We start from the raw sequence: 14994 nt of genomic DNA, 5'->3' as shown, positions 1-14994 counted from the left end.
CTCGGCGCCGCCAAGGGTGCGTTCGCCACGGCCGATCGCCGGCTCTCCCGGCTGGAGCCGAAGGGCTACCTCGATCCGCTGCGGGTGGCGGTCGACGATCTGAGCGGCCAGGTGCACAGCGCTTCCTATGGCCTCCATGCCGCGGACCGGGCCACCGACGTGCTGCCGCAGATGCTCGGTGCCGATCGGAAGCGGACGTGGCTGCTGATCTTCCAGAACCCCGCCGAGCTGCGCTCCACGGGTGGACTGCCCGGTGCCTCGGCACTGATGACGGCGGACGCCGGCCGGATCGAGATGGTCACCCAGTACACGTCCTTCCCGGAGGCGCCGGCGCCCGTCCTGCTGCTCAGTGCCCAGGAGCGGTCGATGTTCGACGTCCAGCTCGGCACCTACTACCAGGACGCCAACTTCACCCCGGACTTCGGGCGGACCGCCGAGCTGATGGCCGCCCACCTGCGTCGCAACGAGCAGCAGACAGTGGATGGCGTGCTCTCCCTCGACCCCGTCGCCCTTTCCTACCTGCTCAAGGCGATGGGGCCGATGACCGTGCAGGGGCTCACGCTCACCCCGGAGAACGCCGTCGACGAGCTGCTGCACAAGGTCTATCTGCGCATCGACGACCCGGAGCAGCAGAACGAGTTCTTCGCCGAGGTTGCTCGCCGGGTCTTTGCGTCGGTGACCCAAGGGGCCGCCTCGCCCGAGCAGCTGCTGGAGGGCCTTGGCCGGGCGGCTCGGGAGCGGCGCCTGCTGGTGCACTCCTTCGACGACGCCGAGCAGGTCAAGCTGGCCGACACGGTGGTCGGTGCGAACCTGCTGGCCGAGGTGGACGGCGAGCCGCGGATCGGGGTCTATCTCAACGATGCGACCGGCTCCAAGATGTCGTACTTCCTCGACTACGACGTCGACGTCCGCGCCACCGGTTGTCGTGCAGGCCAGCAGAAGTACGCCGGCGAGATCGACCTGCGCTCGACCGCCCCGGCCGATGCCGCCCAGCTGCCGGTGTCGGTGACCGGAACCGGTCAGTACGGCACGCCGCTGGGGGAGCAGCTGGTAGTGGTCCACGTCTATGCGCCGATCGGCGGCGAGTTCGACGGCGTCGTCCTGGACGGTCGCACCGACGAGATCTTCTTCGACGAGCACGCAGGTCACCGCACGGCGTCCTTCGCGCTCTCGTTCAAGCCGGGGGAGCGACACACGATCTCGTTCCGGATGACCAGTGGACCCGACAAGGGTGACGCGACCGACGTGTACGTCACACCGGGAACCTCCGCCGAGAACGAGTCCTCCCGGATCCGTTCCCTCTGCTGACGGCTGCCTCGCCAGGCTCTGGTCTAGTCCGCTTTGCTCAATGGGAGAGAATCCAAAGGTTTGTCCGATACCGGCCGATATGGTTCGGACCTGCGCCGTTCGGGCGTTGTTGCAGGTCGGTAAGGGGATCGGGTGTCGGATCTGGCTCAGTGGCTCTGGCGTCGGCGCATGGTGCTCGCGATCCTGGTCGACGTTGCCGCCTGGCTGGTGGCGTACGTCGTCTTCATCGGCCTACGGCTGGCGGACATCGACATGGACGTCCCCTGGCTCGAGGTGTTCGGTGTGGCACTGGGTGCCGCCGTGCTCCATGTCGCGCTCGGTCTGGGGGTGTTCCTCTACCAGGGGCGGACGGCCACCGGGACGTTCGGGCAACTCACTCTGCTGGCCGGGGTGACCTTCACCGCCGGCGGGCTGATCAGCTGCCTCAACATGGTCATGATGTGGGTGCCGCGCTCGGTGCCGGTGGCAGCCACCTGCGCCACGCTGGTGCTGATCGCGACCGCTCGTGGTGCCTGGCGGTACCTGCGCGACCACCTCGCAGTCGGACGGCCCGGGAAGGGGACCGCGGAGCGTGTATTGGTCGTCGGCGCCGGAGAGGCCGCGCGGGAGCTGCTCGGCTCGATGCTGCGCGACCCGGAGCTGCGGTGGGCCCCGGTCGGCCTGCTCGACGACGACCCGGCCAAGCGCCACCGCCGGATCCGGAACGTGCGAGTCGTCGGAACGACGCGCGACATCGCCCAGGCGATGACCGAGACCGGTGCGACTGCCGTCATCATCGCGGTGCCCAGCGCCGGTCCCACGGTCGTTGCGCGGATCAACAAGGACGCGGTGGCTGCCGGCGCGGACGTCCTGGTGGTGCCGAGCTTCAGCGAGCTGCTGAGCGGCCACGTCGGGATCCGTGACCTGCGTGACATCAACCTGCACGACGTGCTCGGTCGCAAGGTGCTCGACACCGATGTCGACAAGATCGCCCACTACCTCACCGGCAAGCGGGTGCTGGTCACCGGCGCAGGCGGATCGATCGGTGCCGAGCTCTGCCGGCAGATCCACCGCTACGGGCCTGCCCAGCTGATGATGCTCGACCGGGACGAGTCGGCGCTGCACGCGGTCCAGCTCTCGATCCACGGCCGCGCCCTGCTCGACTCCGACGACGTGGTGCTCTGCGACATCCGCGACGCCGACGCGTTGAACCAGATCTTCACCCACCGTCGTCCCGAGGTGGTCTTCCACGCGGCGGCCCTCAAGCACCTTCCGATGCTCGAGCAGTACCCGGCCGAGGCCGTGAAGACGAACGTGGTGGGGACGCTCAACGTGCTGCAAGCCGCGGAGGCGGTCGGCGCCGAGAAGTTCGTCAACATCTCCACCGACAAGGCCGCCAACCCGGTCAGCATCCTCGGCCACTCCAAGCGGGTCGCGGAGCGGCTCACCGCCGCACGCGCCGAGACCTGTGAGGGCACCTACCTCTCGGTCCGCTTCGGCAACGTCCTCGGCAGCCGGGGCTCGGTGCTCACCGCGTTCGCGAAGCAGATCGCCGACGGCGGTCCGGTCACCGTCACCCACCCCGAGGTGACCCGCTTCTTCATGACGATCGAGGAAGCCTGCCAGCTGGTGATCCAGGCCGCGGCGATCGGCGTCGGCGGCGAGGCGCTGGTGCTCGACATGGGCGACCCGGTCAAGATCGTGGAGATGGCGAAGTCGCTGATCGAGCGCTCGGGCCAGCCGATCGAGATCGAGATCACCGGCCTGCGCGACGGCGAGAAGCTGCACGAGGAGCTCTTCGCCGACCATGAGCCGCGCAACATCCGGCCCCGGCACCCGCTGGTGTCGCACGTTCCGGTGCAGCCGCTGTGGTCCGTCGACCTCGCTGAGCTGATCGTCGCCTCGACGCCCCACGACGTCGTGCGTGAGTTCGAGGAGCTGTGGAGCGCGGACCTCGCCGCGGCAGACTCGGCCGACCGCGGCGGCCGCTGATCAGTCCACCTGGTCCGGCGGGGGCAGCTCGCCGACCTGGTTGTCGCTGAGCCAGGCCTCGAACTGGTCGGAGGCGATCGCCTCGAACATGCTGGTGGCGCGCTTGAAGTCGACCTTCACCACGCTGGCGCTGCCCTCCATGCCGGAGCCGTTGTTCGGCAGGGTCACGAACCGGATGCCCGAGGACCGCAGGTGCCGGCTGGACAGAGCGATCTCGCGCATCTTGCCCGAGGTCAGGGTGTCGTCGACGGCGATCAGCTCGGAGAGCTTCTGGGTCAGCCGGGTGAGTCGCACCGGGTTGAGCAGGGTGCCGCGGCTGGCGAGCTTGTCGAGCAGCGAGCGCAGGAAGTTCTGCTGGCGATCGATCCGGTCGAAGTCTCCGCCGGGCAGGCCGTAGCGCTGGCGCACGTAGCCGAGAGCGGGCTTGCCCTCCAGGTTGTGGTAGCCGCGCTCCCATACGCCGCTGGGCTTGTACCGCGGGTCGGCGCCGACCTCCTCGGGCACGAAGACGGTGACCCCGTCGACTGCCTCGCTGATGTCCTCGAAGCCGCCGAAGTTCACCACCACCACGTGGTCGATGTAGATGCCGAAGTTCTGCTCGACGGTGCGCACGGCCAGCTCGGGGCCACCCCAGGAGAAGGCGGCGTTGATCTTCGACCTGCCCTCGCCGGGGATGTCGACCCAGGAGTCACGTGGGATCGAGACCACCTGGGCGGCGCGGCGGCCCGCCTCCAGGTGCGCCAGCATCATGGTGTCGCTGCGGAACGCGCCGCGCTCCCACTCGCCGCTCTCCAGCATGTCGTAGACGTCGGGGCCCACGTTCTCGGAATAGTCCAGGTCGTCGACGCCGAGCATCAGCACGTTGAGCTGGTCGCCGGCGACCCGCGCCGGCCGGTCACCGCCGTCGATGTGGAAGCGGGTGACGTCGTCCATCTCGCGGTTGAGGTACCAGAGCCAGCCGATCACGGCCAGCAGCAGCGCGAGCGCGATGGCGATCAGGGTGGTCAGCGCCTTGTGCCGGCGCATCCAGTGCTTGAGCCGGCTGAACGGAGAGCGCTTGCGGCGCCTGCGCTCGCGCACCGGGATCCCGCCCGCCAGCGTCGGCTCGCCGGGGATCCCGGAGCCGGCCTCGGGTGCCGCCGGCGGCTCGCCCAGTGCGCTGCCGTCGTCGCCCCCACCCTCGTTGTCGTGGGGACCAAAACTGGTGTGACCGGTCATTCCTTGCCGCCTCGGACGTCGTCAACCTAGCTCCCCAGACGATCGTAGGGGAGCAGGACGACTCCCGAGGCGGAACGCGCGCTACCGGGGGTAGGCGTCTCCGGCGGCCTGGCGCGCGGCCCATGCGCTGGAGACCATCTCGTGCAGCGTGTGGCGCATCTGCCAGCCCAGGTCGCGGGCCGCCAGCTCGCCGCTGGCCACGATCTGGGCGGGGTCGCCGGCGCGGCGCTCGTGCACCTCGGGGGTGAAGTCGATGCCGGTCACCTCGCGGATGGCGTCCATGATCTGACGCACCGAGGAGCCGGCGCCGGAGCCCAGGTTGTAGACCCGCTCCAACGGCTTCCCGGCGTCGAGGCGCTGGGCCGCGGCCACGTGCGCCAGGGCGAGGTCGGCGACGTGCACGTAGTCGCGCACGCAGGTGCCGTCCGGGGTCGGGTAGTCGCCGCCGTTGATCCGCGGCGTGGCACCCCGCATCAGCATGTCGAAGACCAGCGGGAAGAGGTTGTGCGGGCTGGCGTCGAAGAGCGACACCGAGCCCGAGCCGACCACGTTGAAGTAGCGCAGGCTGGTGTGCTGGAGCCCGTAGGCGACGCCGGCGTCGCGCAGCATCCACTCGCCGATCAGCTTCGACTCGCCGTACGGCGACTCCGGGTTGGTCGCGGTCGCCTCGGTGACCTTGTCGACGTCGGGCGTGCCGTAGGTCGCGGCGCTCGAGGAGAAGACCAGCTTGTCGATGCCGGCGTCCTTCATCGCGCGCATCAGCACCAGCATCGCGCTGACGTTCTGCTCGTAGGTGTGCAGCGGACGCTGGACCGAGACCCCGGCGTACTTGTAGCCGGCCACGTGGATCACACCGGTCACCGCGTGCTCCCGCAGCGTCGTGGCGACCAGGTCGGCGTCGAGCAGGGTGCCCTGGACGAACGGAACCCCCTCGGGGACGAAGCCGGCGAACCCGGTGGAGAGGTCGTCGAGCACGACCGGGGACAGGTCCGCGGCACGCAGCGCCTCGACCACATGCGAACCGATGTATCCGGCACCACCGGTGACCAGCCAACTCATTGCGTGCTCCTTCACGTCCGACCAGGCAGATTCGTCGCGGGCGGGTTAGCCTGCGGCGGGGACCAACCCTAGTCGGGAGGGATGAGGCGATGCGGATCCGCGGGTGGCTGGTGGCCGGCGCGTTGGCGGCCACGGTGGCGGCCTCCTCGACGCTGCCCGCACCGGCGGCGCAGGCGCCGGTGGTGGTCTCCGCCCCGTCCGCCCCCGCGCCGGCTCCTGCCAAGGCGGCCTCGCCGCTGGCCGGACGGACCATCGTGATCGACCCCGGACACCAGCTGGGGAACCACAACTTCCCGGAGCGGATCAACGCCCTGGTCGACGTCGGCGGGCACCGCAAGCCCTGCAACACCACCGGCACCGCCACCAACGGCGGCTACCCCGAGGCCACCCTCACCTGGCAGGTCGCGCGGCGGGTGCAGGCGCGGCTCAGGGCATTGGGCGCGAAGGTCGTGATGACCCGGACCAGCAACAGCGAGCGCCGCTGGGGGCCTTGCGTGGACGTGCGGGGTCGGGCCGGCAACCGGATCAGGGCCGACCTCAAGGTGAGCATCCACGCCGACGGCTCGCTCAGCGCCGGGGCCCGCGGCTTCCACGTGATCGCCCCGCAGCGCACCGCCGCCCAACGACCGCGGGTCCGGGCGCGCTCGCTGCGGCTGGCCAAGCAGCTGCGCGCCGCGCTGCGCCACGAGCGGGTGCCGGTGGCCAACTACATCGCCGGCGGCGATGGGCTCGACGTGCGCGGCGATCTCGGCACCCTCAACCTCGCCGAGGTGCCGGTGGCGATGGTCGAGCTGGGCAACATGCGCTCCGCCGCCGACGCCCGCACGATGACCCGCAAGGCCGGGCGGGAGCGCTACGCCCGCGCCCTGGTGCGGGCGATCCGTTCCCATCTGCGCTGATCGGCCCTACGCTGCCGGGCATGGCACTGGAACCACAGATCGCAGGGATGCTGCAGTTCATGGCCGACTCCGGCTACCCGCCCATCCACGAGAGCAGCGTGCACGACGCGCGCAAGGGGATGGTCGCGATGGCCGCCGTCTGCCAGGTGGCCGGCGGACCGATCCCGGTCGACGTCAGCGACCTGGAGATCGCCGGACGGCCGGCGCGCTGCTACCGCCCGCTGGGGGCGGCCGACGGCGTGGCGCGCCCGACCGTGCTCTTCCTGCACGGCGGAGGCTTCGTGATCGGCGACCTGGACACCCACGACCAGCCGTGCCGTCGGCTCGCCGTGGACCTCGACGCCGTCGTGGTCGCCCTCGACTACCGGCTCGCCCCCGAGCACCCGTTCCCGGCCGGTGCCGAGGACGCCGTCGCCGCGGCACGCGAGATCGCGGCGAGCCTCGAGGCGTTCGGCGGCTCCGATCGGCTCGGCGTCGCGGGCGACAGCGCCGGCGGCAACCTGGCGGCGGTGGTGGCCCAGCAGGTGCCCGAGGTCAGTGCCCAGCTGCTGATCTATCCGAGCGTGGACGCCCTCGGCGACTACCCCTCGCGCGCGGAGAACGCCGAGGGCTACCTGCTGGAGGCGGCCACCATGGTCTGGTTCTTCGGCCACTACGTCACCGCGGGCGCCGACGCGACGGACCCCCGGCTCTCGCCGCTGCACGGCGTCCGTGCGGGCCTGGCGCCGGCGGTCGTCGTCACGGCCGGCTTCGATCCGCTCCGCGACGAGGGCCTGGCCTATGCCGCGGCCTTGCGGGAGGCCGGGGTGGCGGTCGAGTCGCTGCATGCCGAGGAGCTGATCCACGGCTTCTTGGACATGGGCAAGATGAGCCCGGGCTCCGAGCAGACGGTGACCGCCATGCACCAGGCCTTCGCCCGCCTGCTCAATGTGACCTGACGGCGCTCTTTTCGGCGGAAATTGCGCCGTCAGGTCACATTGACGGCGGGGGCTGCCAGCGGCGGGCGATGGTGGCGCAGGTCAGCAGCTGCAGCTGGTGGAAGAGGATCAGCGGCAGCACGACCATGCCGATCCCCGACGCGGGCAGCAGCACGGTCGCCATCGGGATCCCCGACGCCAGCGACTTCTTGGACCCGCACATCACCAGCACCACCCGGTCGCCGCGCGGCAGCCGGGTCTCGCGCCCCACCAGCCAGGTGAGGGTGAGCACCGCGGCCAGCAGCGCGATCATCACCGCGAAGAGCACCAGCAGGTCCAGCGCGGAGACCGCCGACCAGACGCCCGCCTCGCGGGCGTGGCTGGCCGCGGCGAAGACCGCGAGGGTGATCGCACTGCGGTCGCTCAGCGTGATCGCACGCGGGTGCCGCTTGACGGCGTCGGCGAGGAACGGGCGGGCGATCTGGCCGAGCACGAACGGCAGCAGCAGCTGTGCGGCCACCTTGAGCACCAGATCGGCGGAGAGGGTGAGGGTGCCGCCCATCAACGCCGCGGCCAGCAGCGGCGTGATGAAGACCCCGGCCAGGTTGGAGAGCGACGCCGCCGACATCGCCCCCGCCACATTGCCCTGCGCGATCGAGGTGAAGGTCACCGAGGACTGCACCGTGGAGGGCAGCAGGCACAGGAAGAGCACGCCGAGGGCCAGGTCGTCGGGCAGGACCGCGTGCGGGATCAGCGTGGTCAGCAGCCCCAGCAGCGGGAACAGCACGTAGGTGGAGGCGAGCACCAGGGAGTGCAGCCGCCAGTTGGCGAGAGCCCGTCCGGCCTCCTTCGGCGCGATCTTGATGCCGTAGAGGAAGAAGACCCAGAAGATGCCGGCCGCCACGATCCGGTCCATCCAGACGGCCGCCTGCCCGTCCAGCGGCACGGCACTGCCGACAAGCAGTGCGGTGACGATGGCGAGCATGAACGGGTCGAGGCGCTTCACCTGGCCGGTTCCTCCGATGCGTTGCCGAGAGTGGTGCCGTGTGGCCGATCCGGATCCGGGCACACGGCGTTCGGCTTCGCATCATCGCAGGAGGCGTGAGGGGACGTGACAGCCACCCGCACGCGACGGCGTGCGGGTGCGCTGCGGTGGTCACCCGCCAGGTCAGGGCCGGCGCTAGCCGACGGTGACCTGACGGGTGGTCGTGGTGGCCCGTCCCCAACCGTCGGTGACGGTGAGGGTGACGGTCCAGGTGCCGGCCGAGGGGAACACGTGGTTCGGCGACGTCGACGTCGAGTCGGCGGTGCCGTCGCCCCAGTTCCAGCGCACCGAGATCGAGTCGCCGGTGTTCGGGTCGGCCGAGCCGCTGGCGGAGAAGTTGCAGGACAGTCCCGCGCAGGCCGGCGTGTTGAAGACGGCGGTCGGCGGCTGGTTGCCGGCCGGCTCGACGATCGTCACCGTGCCGGTGGCGGTCGCCGTCGCGCCCCATTCGTCGCGGGCGGTGAGGGTGACCGTGAACGTGCCGGCCGTGGTGTAGGTGCGGGTGGGCAGGGGGCCCGAGCCGCTGCCGTTGCCGAAGTTCCACGAGTAGGTCAGCGTGGCCGCGTTCTCGTCGGTGGAGCCACGAGCGTCGAAGGTGCAGACGTTCGAGGTGCACGAGGTGGTGAAGCTGGCCACCGGCGGGTTGTTGGGCGGCTGGGTCACCGTGACGTGTCGCTCGCTGGGCGGGTCGGTGACCAGATCATGGTTGTCGACCGCCCGGACCCGCACCGTGTAGGCCCCCGCCGGCACCACGGGCGTGGTGTAGGAGAAGTTGGAGCCGGGCGTTCCCGGGCTGGTCAGGAACGCGGTGCGCCAGCTTGCCGAGGTGCTGGTGAAGGTGCCGCTCGAGCTCATCCACCTGCCGGTGGAGTCGATGATGCCGACCTCGACGCGCTGCATCGCGTTGTTGTCCTCGGCGCGGCCGGAGACGAAGATCCGGCCGTCCTCGAAGAGGGTCCCCTCCGTCGGGGAGAGCAGGTTGTCGGTGAGCGTCGGCGGTGTGTCGCCCGGGTAGATCCGGTACCGGGCGGTGGCACCGCTGGTCGAGGAGTCCTGCTGCCCGGCGGAGTCGTAGGCCAGCGCCGTCACTGCCCAGTCGCCCTGCGTGGGCAGGGTGACCGGCAGCGAGAACGTGGTCGAGGTCGCGCCGGGGCTGGCCAGGGTGGCCGGCAGGGTTGCAAAGGCAGCGGCCATCGAGCCGTTGGGCTGCAGGAAGCGGTTGGTGTCCTGGTCCTCCAGCGAGATCCGGACCGAGGCGACGCCCTTGTCGTCGGTGGCCGTGCCGGTCAGGTTGAGGCTCAGGCTCTGGCCGCCGGTCTGGGTGCCGGTCACCGTCAGCAGGCCGTTGGGCGGCGCGTCACCGGGGATCTGCGCGCTCAGCGTGAGCCGGCCCTGGTTGGTGCTCGACGTGCTCAGCCCCAGCTGGTCCTCGGCACGGATCGAGAAGCTGTAGGTGCCAGGCGTGAGGTTGAACGGCGTCGTCCAGCTCCAGTTGTAGGAGGCCTGGTCGAGATTGGCGGGCGAGATCCGGTGCCAGCCCGCGATCGCGTCCACGCCCCAGCTGCCGTCGGCGGCGAGATTCTCCCGGGTGGTGGTGTTGCGCAGCTGGATCTCGATCAGGTTCAGCGAGTCGTCGTCGTTGGCGGTGCCGGCGAAGGTGAGCGGCGCACCGGGCGCGACCACCACGGTCTGGGCCGACGTCGGCGGGTTCATCACCGCGGGCTGGGTGATCGAGACCGTCGGCGGAACGCCGTCGGTGGTCACGATCCAGGAGCGGTCGGCGGTGTCGAGGTCGGACTGTCCGGCCGTGTCGCTGGCCTTGGCCTGCACCTTCCAGGTGCCCTCGTAGGGGACGGTGATCTCCTGCGACCAGGTGGTGCTGAGCGCACCGACCACATCGGGCTGGAACCGGAACGAGTAGTTGCTTCCCGAGACGGTGCCATCTGCTTGCAGGTAGCGGTTCTGAGCATCCCGCACGGTGAAGCTCACCGAGTTCACGCCGAAGTCGTCGGTGGCGGACCCGGTGACGGTGAAGGTGGTCGTGCTGATCACGCTGGACGACGGGCCGGTGACGTTCGTGTTCGGTGGCTGGTCGGAGAGGCCGAACGTCTCGATCTTCTTGGTGGCCCGGGTGTTGTCCGCGGTTCCGTTGCCGGCGACCGTGCGGGCCGAGATCACCAGCTCGCGGTTGCTGGTCATGGTGATCGGGATCGACCAGGTGCGCTGGGTGCCGGTGCCGCCGAGGGTCGCGTTGAACGTGTTGCGGGTGGTGCTTCCCCAGGTCGTCAGGTCGTCGTTGAGGTAGCGGCGGGTGCCACGGTCCATCACGTCGACCTCGACCCGGTTCACCCCGGAGGCGGCGCTCGCCGTCCCGGAGATGGTGAACGGCTCGTTGACCGGTTCGATGCGGCCCTCGATCGGGTCGGTGATGGTGGTCTCGACCCCGTTGGAGGCGGCCACCGAGTTGAAGTCGTAGTAGGCGATCCGGCCGACGTTGTAGCCACCCTGGGTGGTCGCGTCACCACCGGTGAAGAGGCCGCGCGGGGTCAGCTCCATCGCCTTGTTGCCCTCGTAGGAGTTGGAGCCGGGGTTCCACTCCAGGGCGGTGCCGTCGGCCGGGTTCAGGGCGCCGACGTGGAAGCGCTTGACGACGGCGTCCCCGAGTCCGTAGCCCGAGAGCCCCTGACCGGTGCCGTAGCCGACGTCGTCCAGGCCGGGCCACGGCTGCGGCGAGGTGGGCGACTCCTGCCAGGCGAAGTGGCCGCCCACGTAGACGGCGACCTCGGAGATCGCGATCGAGTAGACCGAGTCGAAGTGCCGCGAGATCCATAGCGGCTCGACGTTGTTGCTGCCCGCGGCGTCCATCGGGAACGCGATCACCGTGTCGTTGATCGGCGGGCGGTCCCCGCCGGAGCCGCTGGTCACCGCGAACCAGGAGTCGTCGGGGGCGATGTCGCCGCCGTAGACACGCTGGATGCCGCCCACGAACTGGAGGTTGTCGTCCCAGATCTGGCTGCGCCAGCCGGTGAGCTTGTTGGTGCGGGTGTTGATGATCGCCACGCCGTAGCGGTCCTGGCCGTTGATCTGGCGACCGGTGTGCACGACCAGCAGCCGGCCCTCGTCGTGGGTCAGCTTGAGCCGTTGCACGGTCAGCTCGCCGTTGGTGCCGATGCCGCCGGTGATGTTGTTGACGAAGTCGCTGCGCACCGCGCCGGTGAGGGCGTCGACGGCGACCAGACCGGAGCGCGGCACGTTGTTGATGGTGCTGAACCGGCCGCCTGCGTAGACCGTGGAGTTGGTGACGGCGAGCTCGGCGACCTTGGCGTTGGCGTTCGCGGTGAACGTGGTGATCGGTGCGCCGGTGGCGGGATCGAGGCGGGCGATCGCCTTGCGGGAGGTTCCGTTCACGGTGCCGAAGTTGCCGGCCACGTAGAGCCGGCTGCCGTCGGGCGAGGCCTCGACGGACTCGACCCCGCCGTTGCCGAAGAGTGGGCGGAAGGCGGTGTCGATGACGCCGGTGTTGGCGTTGAAGGCGATCAGGCCGGCCTGGTTGAAGGTGGTCTGGGTGCCGTTGCCGGTGGCGTTGCGCGCGGAGGTGAAGCTGCCGGCGATGTAGGCGCGGGTGCCGACGATCTCGATGTCCCAGATCTCACCCGAGCTGATCAGTGGGGTGTTGGTGCGCGGGACGTCGGGCACCAGACGGTTGTGGCCGGGGACTGGCTGGTTGTCCACCGCGTTCGCGGTGTGGGTCACCTGGTCCGAGTGCGGGCCGTCGCTGACCGTCAGGGTCACCGTGCGGGTGCCCGCGGTGGCGTAGGTGTGGCTGGTCTCCAGGCCGGTGCCGGTGGTGCCGTCGCCGAAGCTCCAGGCGTAGGTGAGCGGGTCGTCGTCCGGGTCGAAGCTGTGCGAGGCGTCGAACTCGCAGGTGCGGCCGGCGCAGCCGAGGGTGAACTCGGCAGTGGGCGGCTCGTTGGTCTCGCTGGCGTCGAGGCCGGGGTCGACCAGCACCGAGAAGGTGGCGGTGCGACCGGCGGCCGGGTCGATGCTGGCGGAGCGGGCAGCCACGCCGCCGACCGGCACGTCGGCGACGTCGGCGACCAGCAGGCTCACCTTTCCGGTGCCGGTGCTGGCGTTCGTGCCGCGCTGGGTGGAGCCGGCCGGGGGAGTCCAGGTGGTCACGCTGGAGGACTTCTCACCCCAGATGTTGACCAGCCAGCGGTTGGGCTGCGCGGTGGTCAGGCCGGGTGCGGTCGGGGTCGCGGTGGAGCTCTCGGAGCCGCCCACCGCCGAGGCGGCGACGCTCGGCACGCCGGTGCTGCGGTAGACGCTGAGGCTCATCACCGACTTGGCCAGCGCGCTGCCGGTCACGCTGACGTCGCGGTCGGCGTCCGCGGCGGTGGCACTGCGGCTCCAGAGCCGGGCCCGGATGCCGTTGCCGTCGCGACTCTGCACCAGCTGCCAGCCGGGGACGGCGTCGTCGATGGTGGAGCTGGTCGTGTTGGTGACCAGGCTCATCAGCAGCAGGTCCTGCGGCCGGGTCTCGCCGGGGATCCGGATCGTGTGGTTGGTGCGGTTGCCCTGGCTGGTCGCGGTCGCGACGTGGCTGACCTCGCCCTGGTCGACCGGGTCGGCGGTGGTTCCCGGCGAGACGGCGACGGCGATCAGTGCGGTGCGCGAGACCGCCTCGGAGGTGGTGGCGGTGCCGGCGTTCGCGGTGCCGGTGGCGAGGGAGGTGCCGGAGTCGCTGACCACGGCGCTGATCCGCCCGGCTCCGGTGGAGGCTGCGGTGGTCCGCTGGGTCGCCGAGCCCGGCAGGTTCCAGGTGGCGGTGGCCGACGACTTCTCCGACCACAGGTTGACCGTCCAGGAGCCGGCCTCGGCGACGTTCACGTTCGGTGCGCTGTGGCTGCTGGTGGAGGCGTCCGAGCCGGTGACCGCGCTCGCCGTCACGCTGGCGGTGCCGTTGCTGCGGTAGGCGCTCACGGCCATCACCGACTTGGCGGAGGCGCTGGTGGTGACGCTGATCGTGCGTCCGGCGTCGCCGGTGGTCGCGGTGCGAGCCCAGGCGCGGGCCCGGATGCCGTTGCCGTCGCGGCTCTCCAGCAGCGTCCAGCCGTCGAGGGTGGCGATCGTGCTGGTGCTGGAGTTGGTGGTGAGGAAGAGCAGCAGTTGGTCGCCGGGGGAGACCGCGCCGGGGACCTGCACCGAGTGCGTGCTGCGGTTGCCGGCGGTGCTGTTCGAGCCGACGTAGTTGAGCTCGCCGGCCGCCGCGGTGGCTGGCGCGGTGACCAGGGTCGCCGCGGCGGCCGGGATCATCAACAGCAACGCCGCCAGGAAGCGCAGCAGGCGCCAGCGGTGATTGGTCGTCGTGGTCTGCGAACGCGCCCGTGTGGTGTACACCGTCAACTCCCCCATGAGATGCCCGACCGGGGCTGGCCGAACTCCTACGAGCCTCCCGCCGACGGCTGTTCGCAGGCATGCCCCATTTCAGATACCTCGCGGGTTTCTCGCCGATCGGTCTGGACCAGCGCGTGCTGCCTTGTGCGGCAGGGGATGTGGTGGACTTGGGCCATGAGTTCGGAAAGCCCTTGTTGTGCACCGACGCCCGTGACCGGGCTCGGGCTGCCCCAGATGCGCCCGGTGGGCGTCGCCGCGCAGCGGCCGGCTGCTGCCGCGCGGAGCACCCGGGGGCAGATCTCGTTGCCTGGTGGGCGATTCGAGATGGGCGACGCGTTCGACGAGGGCTATCCGGGCGACGGCGAGCTGCCGGTGCACCCGGTGGAGCTTCCGGCCTTCTTCGTGGATGCGACGACGGTGACCAATGCGCAGTTCGCCACCTTCGTGAAGGCGACCGGCTATCGCACCGAGGCGGAGGAGCTGGGTGTCTCCGCGGTCTTCCACCTCGCCTTCGACGGCGACCCGGCCGATGTCTCGCATCAGGTCGCGGAGGTGCCGTGGTGGCTCGCGGTGCGGGGCGCGGACTGGCGGCACCCGGAGGGTCCGCACTCGGACGTCTCCAAGCGTGCGAACCACCCTGTGGTGCAGGTCAGCTGGAACGACGCCGAGGCGTACTGCGCGTGGGCGGGCAAGCGGTTGCCGACCGAGGCGGAGTGGGAGTTCGCGGCGCGCGGCGGCCTGGCGGGGGCGCGGTATGCGTGGGGCGACGAGCTGACGCCGCGTGGGCGGCACCGGTGCAACATCTGGCAGGGCGACTTCCCGCGGACGAACTCGTTGGAGGACGGGTTCCTGACCACGGCGCCGGTGAAGACGTTCGCGCCCAACGACTTCGGGCTCTACCAGAGTGCCGGCAACGTCTGGGAGTGGACGGCCGACTGGTTCGCCGCGGACTACTACGCGAGCTCGCCGGTGGCGGACCCGCGTGGGCCGGCCGACGGCGCGACCCGGGTGATGCGCGGTGGCTCGTACCTGTGCCACGACTCGTACTGCAACCGCTACCGGGTGGCGGCCCGCTCCTCGAACACGCCTGACTCGGCGTCGGGGAACATCGGCTTCCGGTGCGCCAACGACGCGTGAGGCTTGCGGCCCTCGTCGGTCGCGGTGGTCGAGCCTGTCGAGA

The 14994-nt window shown here is 70.6% G+C and carries 9 protein-coding genes; 5 read left to right on the top strand and 4 right to left on the bottom strand.

The genetic code is table 11. From position 1 onward, the window contains the following. The coding region (locus tag ABD151_RS14805) for a DUF4012 domain-containing protein (RefSeq protein ID WP_343995536.1) at window positions 1–1308 on the top strand (1308 nt) is incomplete at its 5' end. Window positions 1309–1476: 168 nt separating this feature from the next. After that, window positions 1477–3279, top strand: coding sequence for a polysaccharide biosynthesis protein (locus ABD151_RS14800; protein ID WP_343995535.1), 1803 nt, complete (start codon window positions 1477–1479; stop codon window positions 3277–3279). On the opposite strand, the gene ABD151_RS14795 is transcribed toward ABD151_RS14800, so the two are convergent. Then, window positions 3280–4497, bottom strand: a complete 1218-nt coding sequence (locus ABD151_RS14795; protein WP_343995534.1) for an LCP family protein — start codon at window positions 4495–4497, stop codon at window positions 3280–3282. 81 nt (window positions 4498–4578) lie between these two features. Beyond that, window positions 4579–5556: a UDP-glucose 4-epimerase GalE gene (gene galE / locus ABD151_RS14790; RefSeq protein ID WP_343995533.1), complete on the bottom strand. Its 978-nt coding sequence runs from the start codon at window positions 5554–5556 to the stop codon at window positions 4579–4581. An 89-nt stretch (window positions 5557–5645) separates the two neighbouring features. Here galE and ABD151_RS14785 point away from each other — a divergent pair, with 89 nt between their 5' ends. Beyond that, entirely contained in the window at window positions 5646–6455 is an 810-nt protein-coding gene (locus ABD151_RS14785; RefSeq protein WP_343995532.1) for an N-acetylmuramoyl-L-alanine amidase, read from the top strand. A 20-nt stretch (window positions 6456–6475) separates the two neighbouring features. Beyond that, a complete protein-coding gene (locus ABD151_RS14780) occupies window positions 6476–7393 on the top strand; it encodes an alpha/beta hydrolase (protein WP_343995531.1) in 918 nt (305 codons plus the stop codon). Window positions 7394–7427: 34 nt separating this feature from the next. On the opposite strand, the gene ABD151_RS14775 is transcribed toward ABD151_RS14780, so the two are convergent. Together ABD151_RS14775 and ABD151_RS14770 are read right to left on the bottom strand one after the other, a co-directional pair. Beyond that, window positions 7428–8378, bottom strand: a complete 951-nt coding sequence (locus ABD151_RS14775) for a bile acid:sodium symporter family protein (protein WP_343995530.1) — start codon at window positions 8376–8378, stop codon at window positions 7428–7430. Between the two features lie 174 nt (window positions 8379–8552). Next, entirely contained in the window at window positions 8553–13817 is a 5265-nt protein-coding gene (locus tag ABD151_RS14770) for a PKD domain-containing protein (RefSeq protein WP_343995529.1), read from the bottom strand. Window positions 13818–14048: 231 nt separating this feature from the next. Between ABD151_RS14770 and ABD151_RS14765 the strand changes: the two genes are divergently transcribed. Beyond that, complete coding sequence (locus ABD151_RS14765; RefSeq protein WP_462931656.1) at window positions 14049–14951, top strand: formylglycine-generating enzyme family protein; 903 nt, start codon at window positions 14049–14051, stop codon at window positions 14949–14951. Window positions 14952–14994: the final 43 nt, after the last annotated feature.

The organism is Nocardioides dubius (genome assembly GCF_039528155.1).
In the GTDB taxonomy this organism is placed as follows: domain Bacteria; phylum Actinomycetota; class Actinomycetes; order Propionibacteriales; family Nocardioidaceae; genus Nocardioides; species Nocardioides dubius.
This window is presented reverse-complemented; position numbering and strand designations above follow the sequence as displayed.

What these genes read in the sequence shown, in the direction of transcription:
- ABD151_RS14800 (WP_343995535.1), top strand. Translation starts at nt 1,477, where the DNA reads ATGGTGCTCGCGATCCTGGTCGACGTTGCCGCCTGGCTGGTGGCGTAC.
- ABD151_RS14795 (WP_343995534.1), bottom strand. Translation starts at nt 4,497, where the DNA reads ATGACCGGTCACACCAGTTTTGGTCCCCACGACAACGAGGGTGGGGGC.
- galE (WP_343995533.1), bottom strand. Translation starts at nt 5,556, where the DNA reads ATGAGTTGGCTGGTCACCGGTGGTGCCGGATACATCGGTTCGCATGTG.
- ABD151_RS14785 (WP_343995532.1), top strand. Translation starts at nt 5,646, where the DNA reads ATGCGGATCCGCGGGTGGCTGGTGGCCGGCGCGTTGGCGGCCACGGTG.
- ABD151_RS14780 (WP_343995531.1), top strand. Translation starts at nt 6,476, where the DNA reads ATGGCACTGGAACCACAGATCGCAGGGATGCTGCAGTTCATGGCCGAC.
- ABD151_RS14765 (WP_462931656.1), top strand. Translation starts at nt 14,049, where the DNA reads ATGCGCCCGGTGGGCGTCGCCGCGCAGCGGCCGGCTGCTGCCGCGCGG.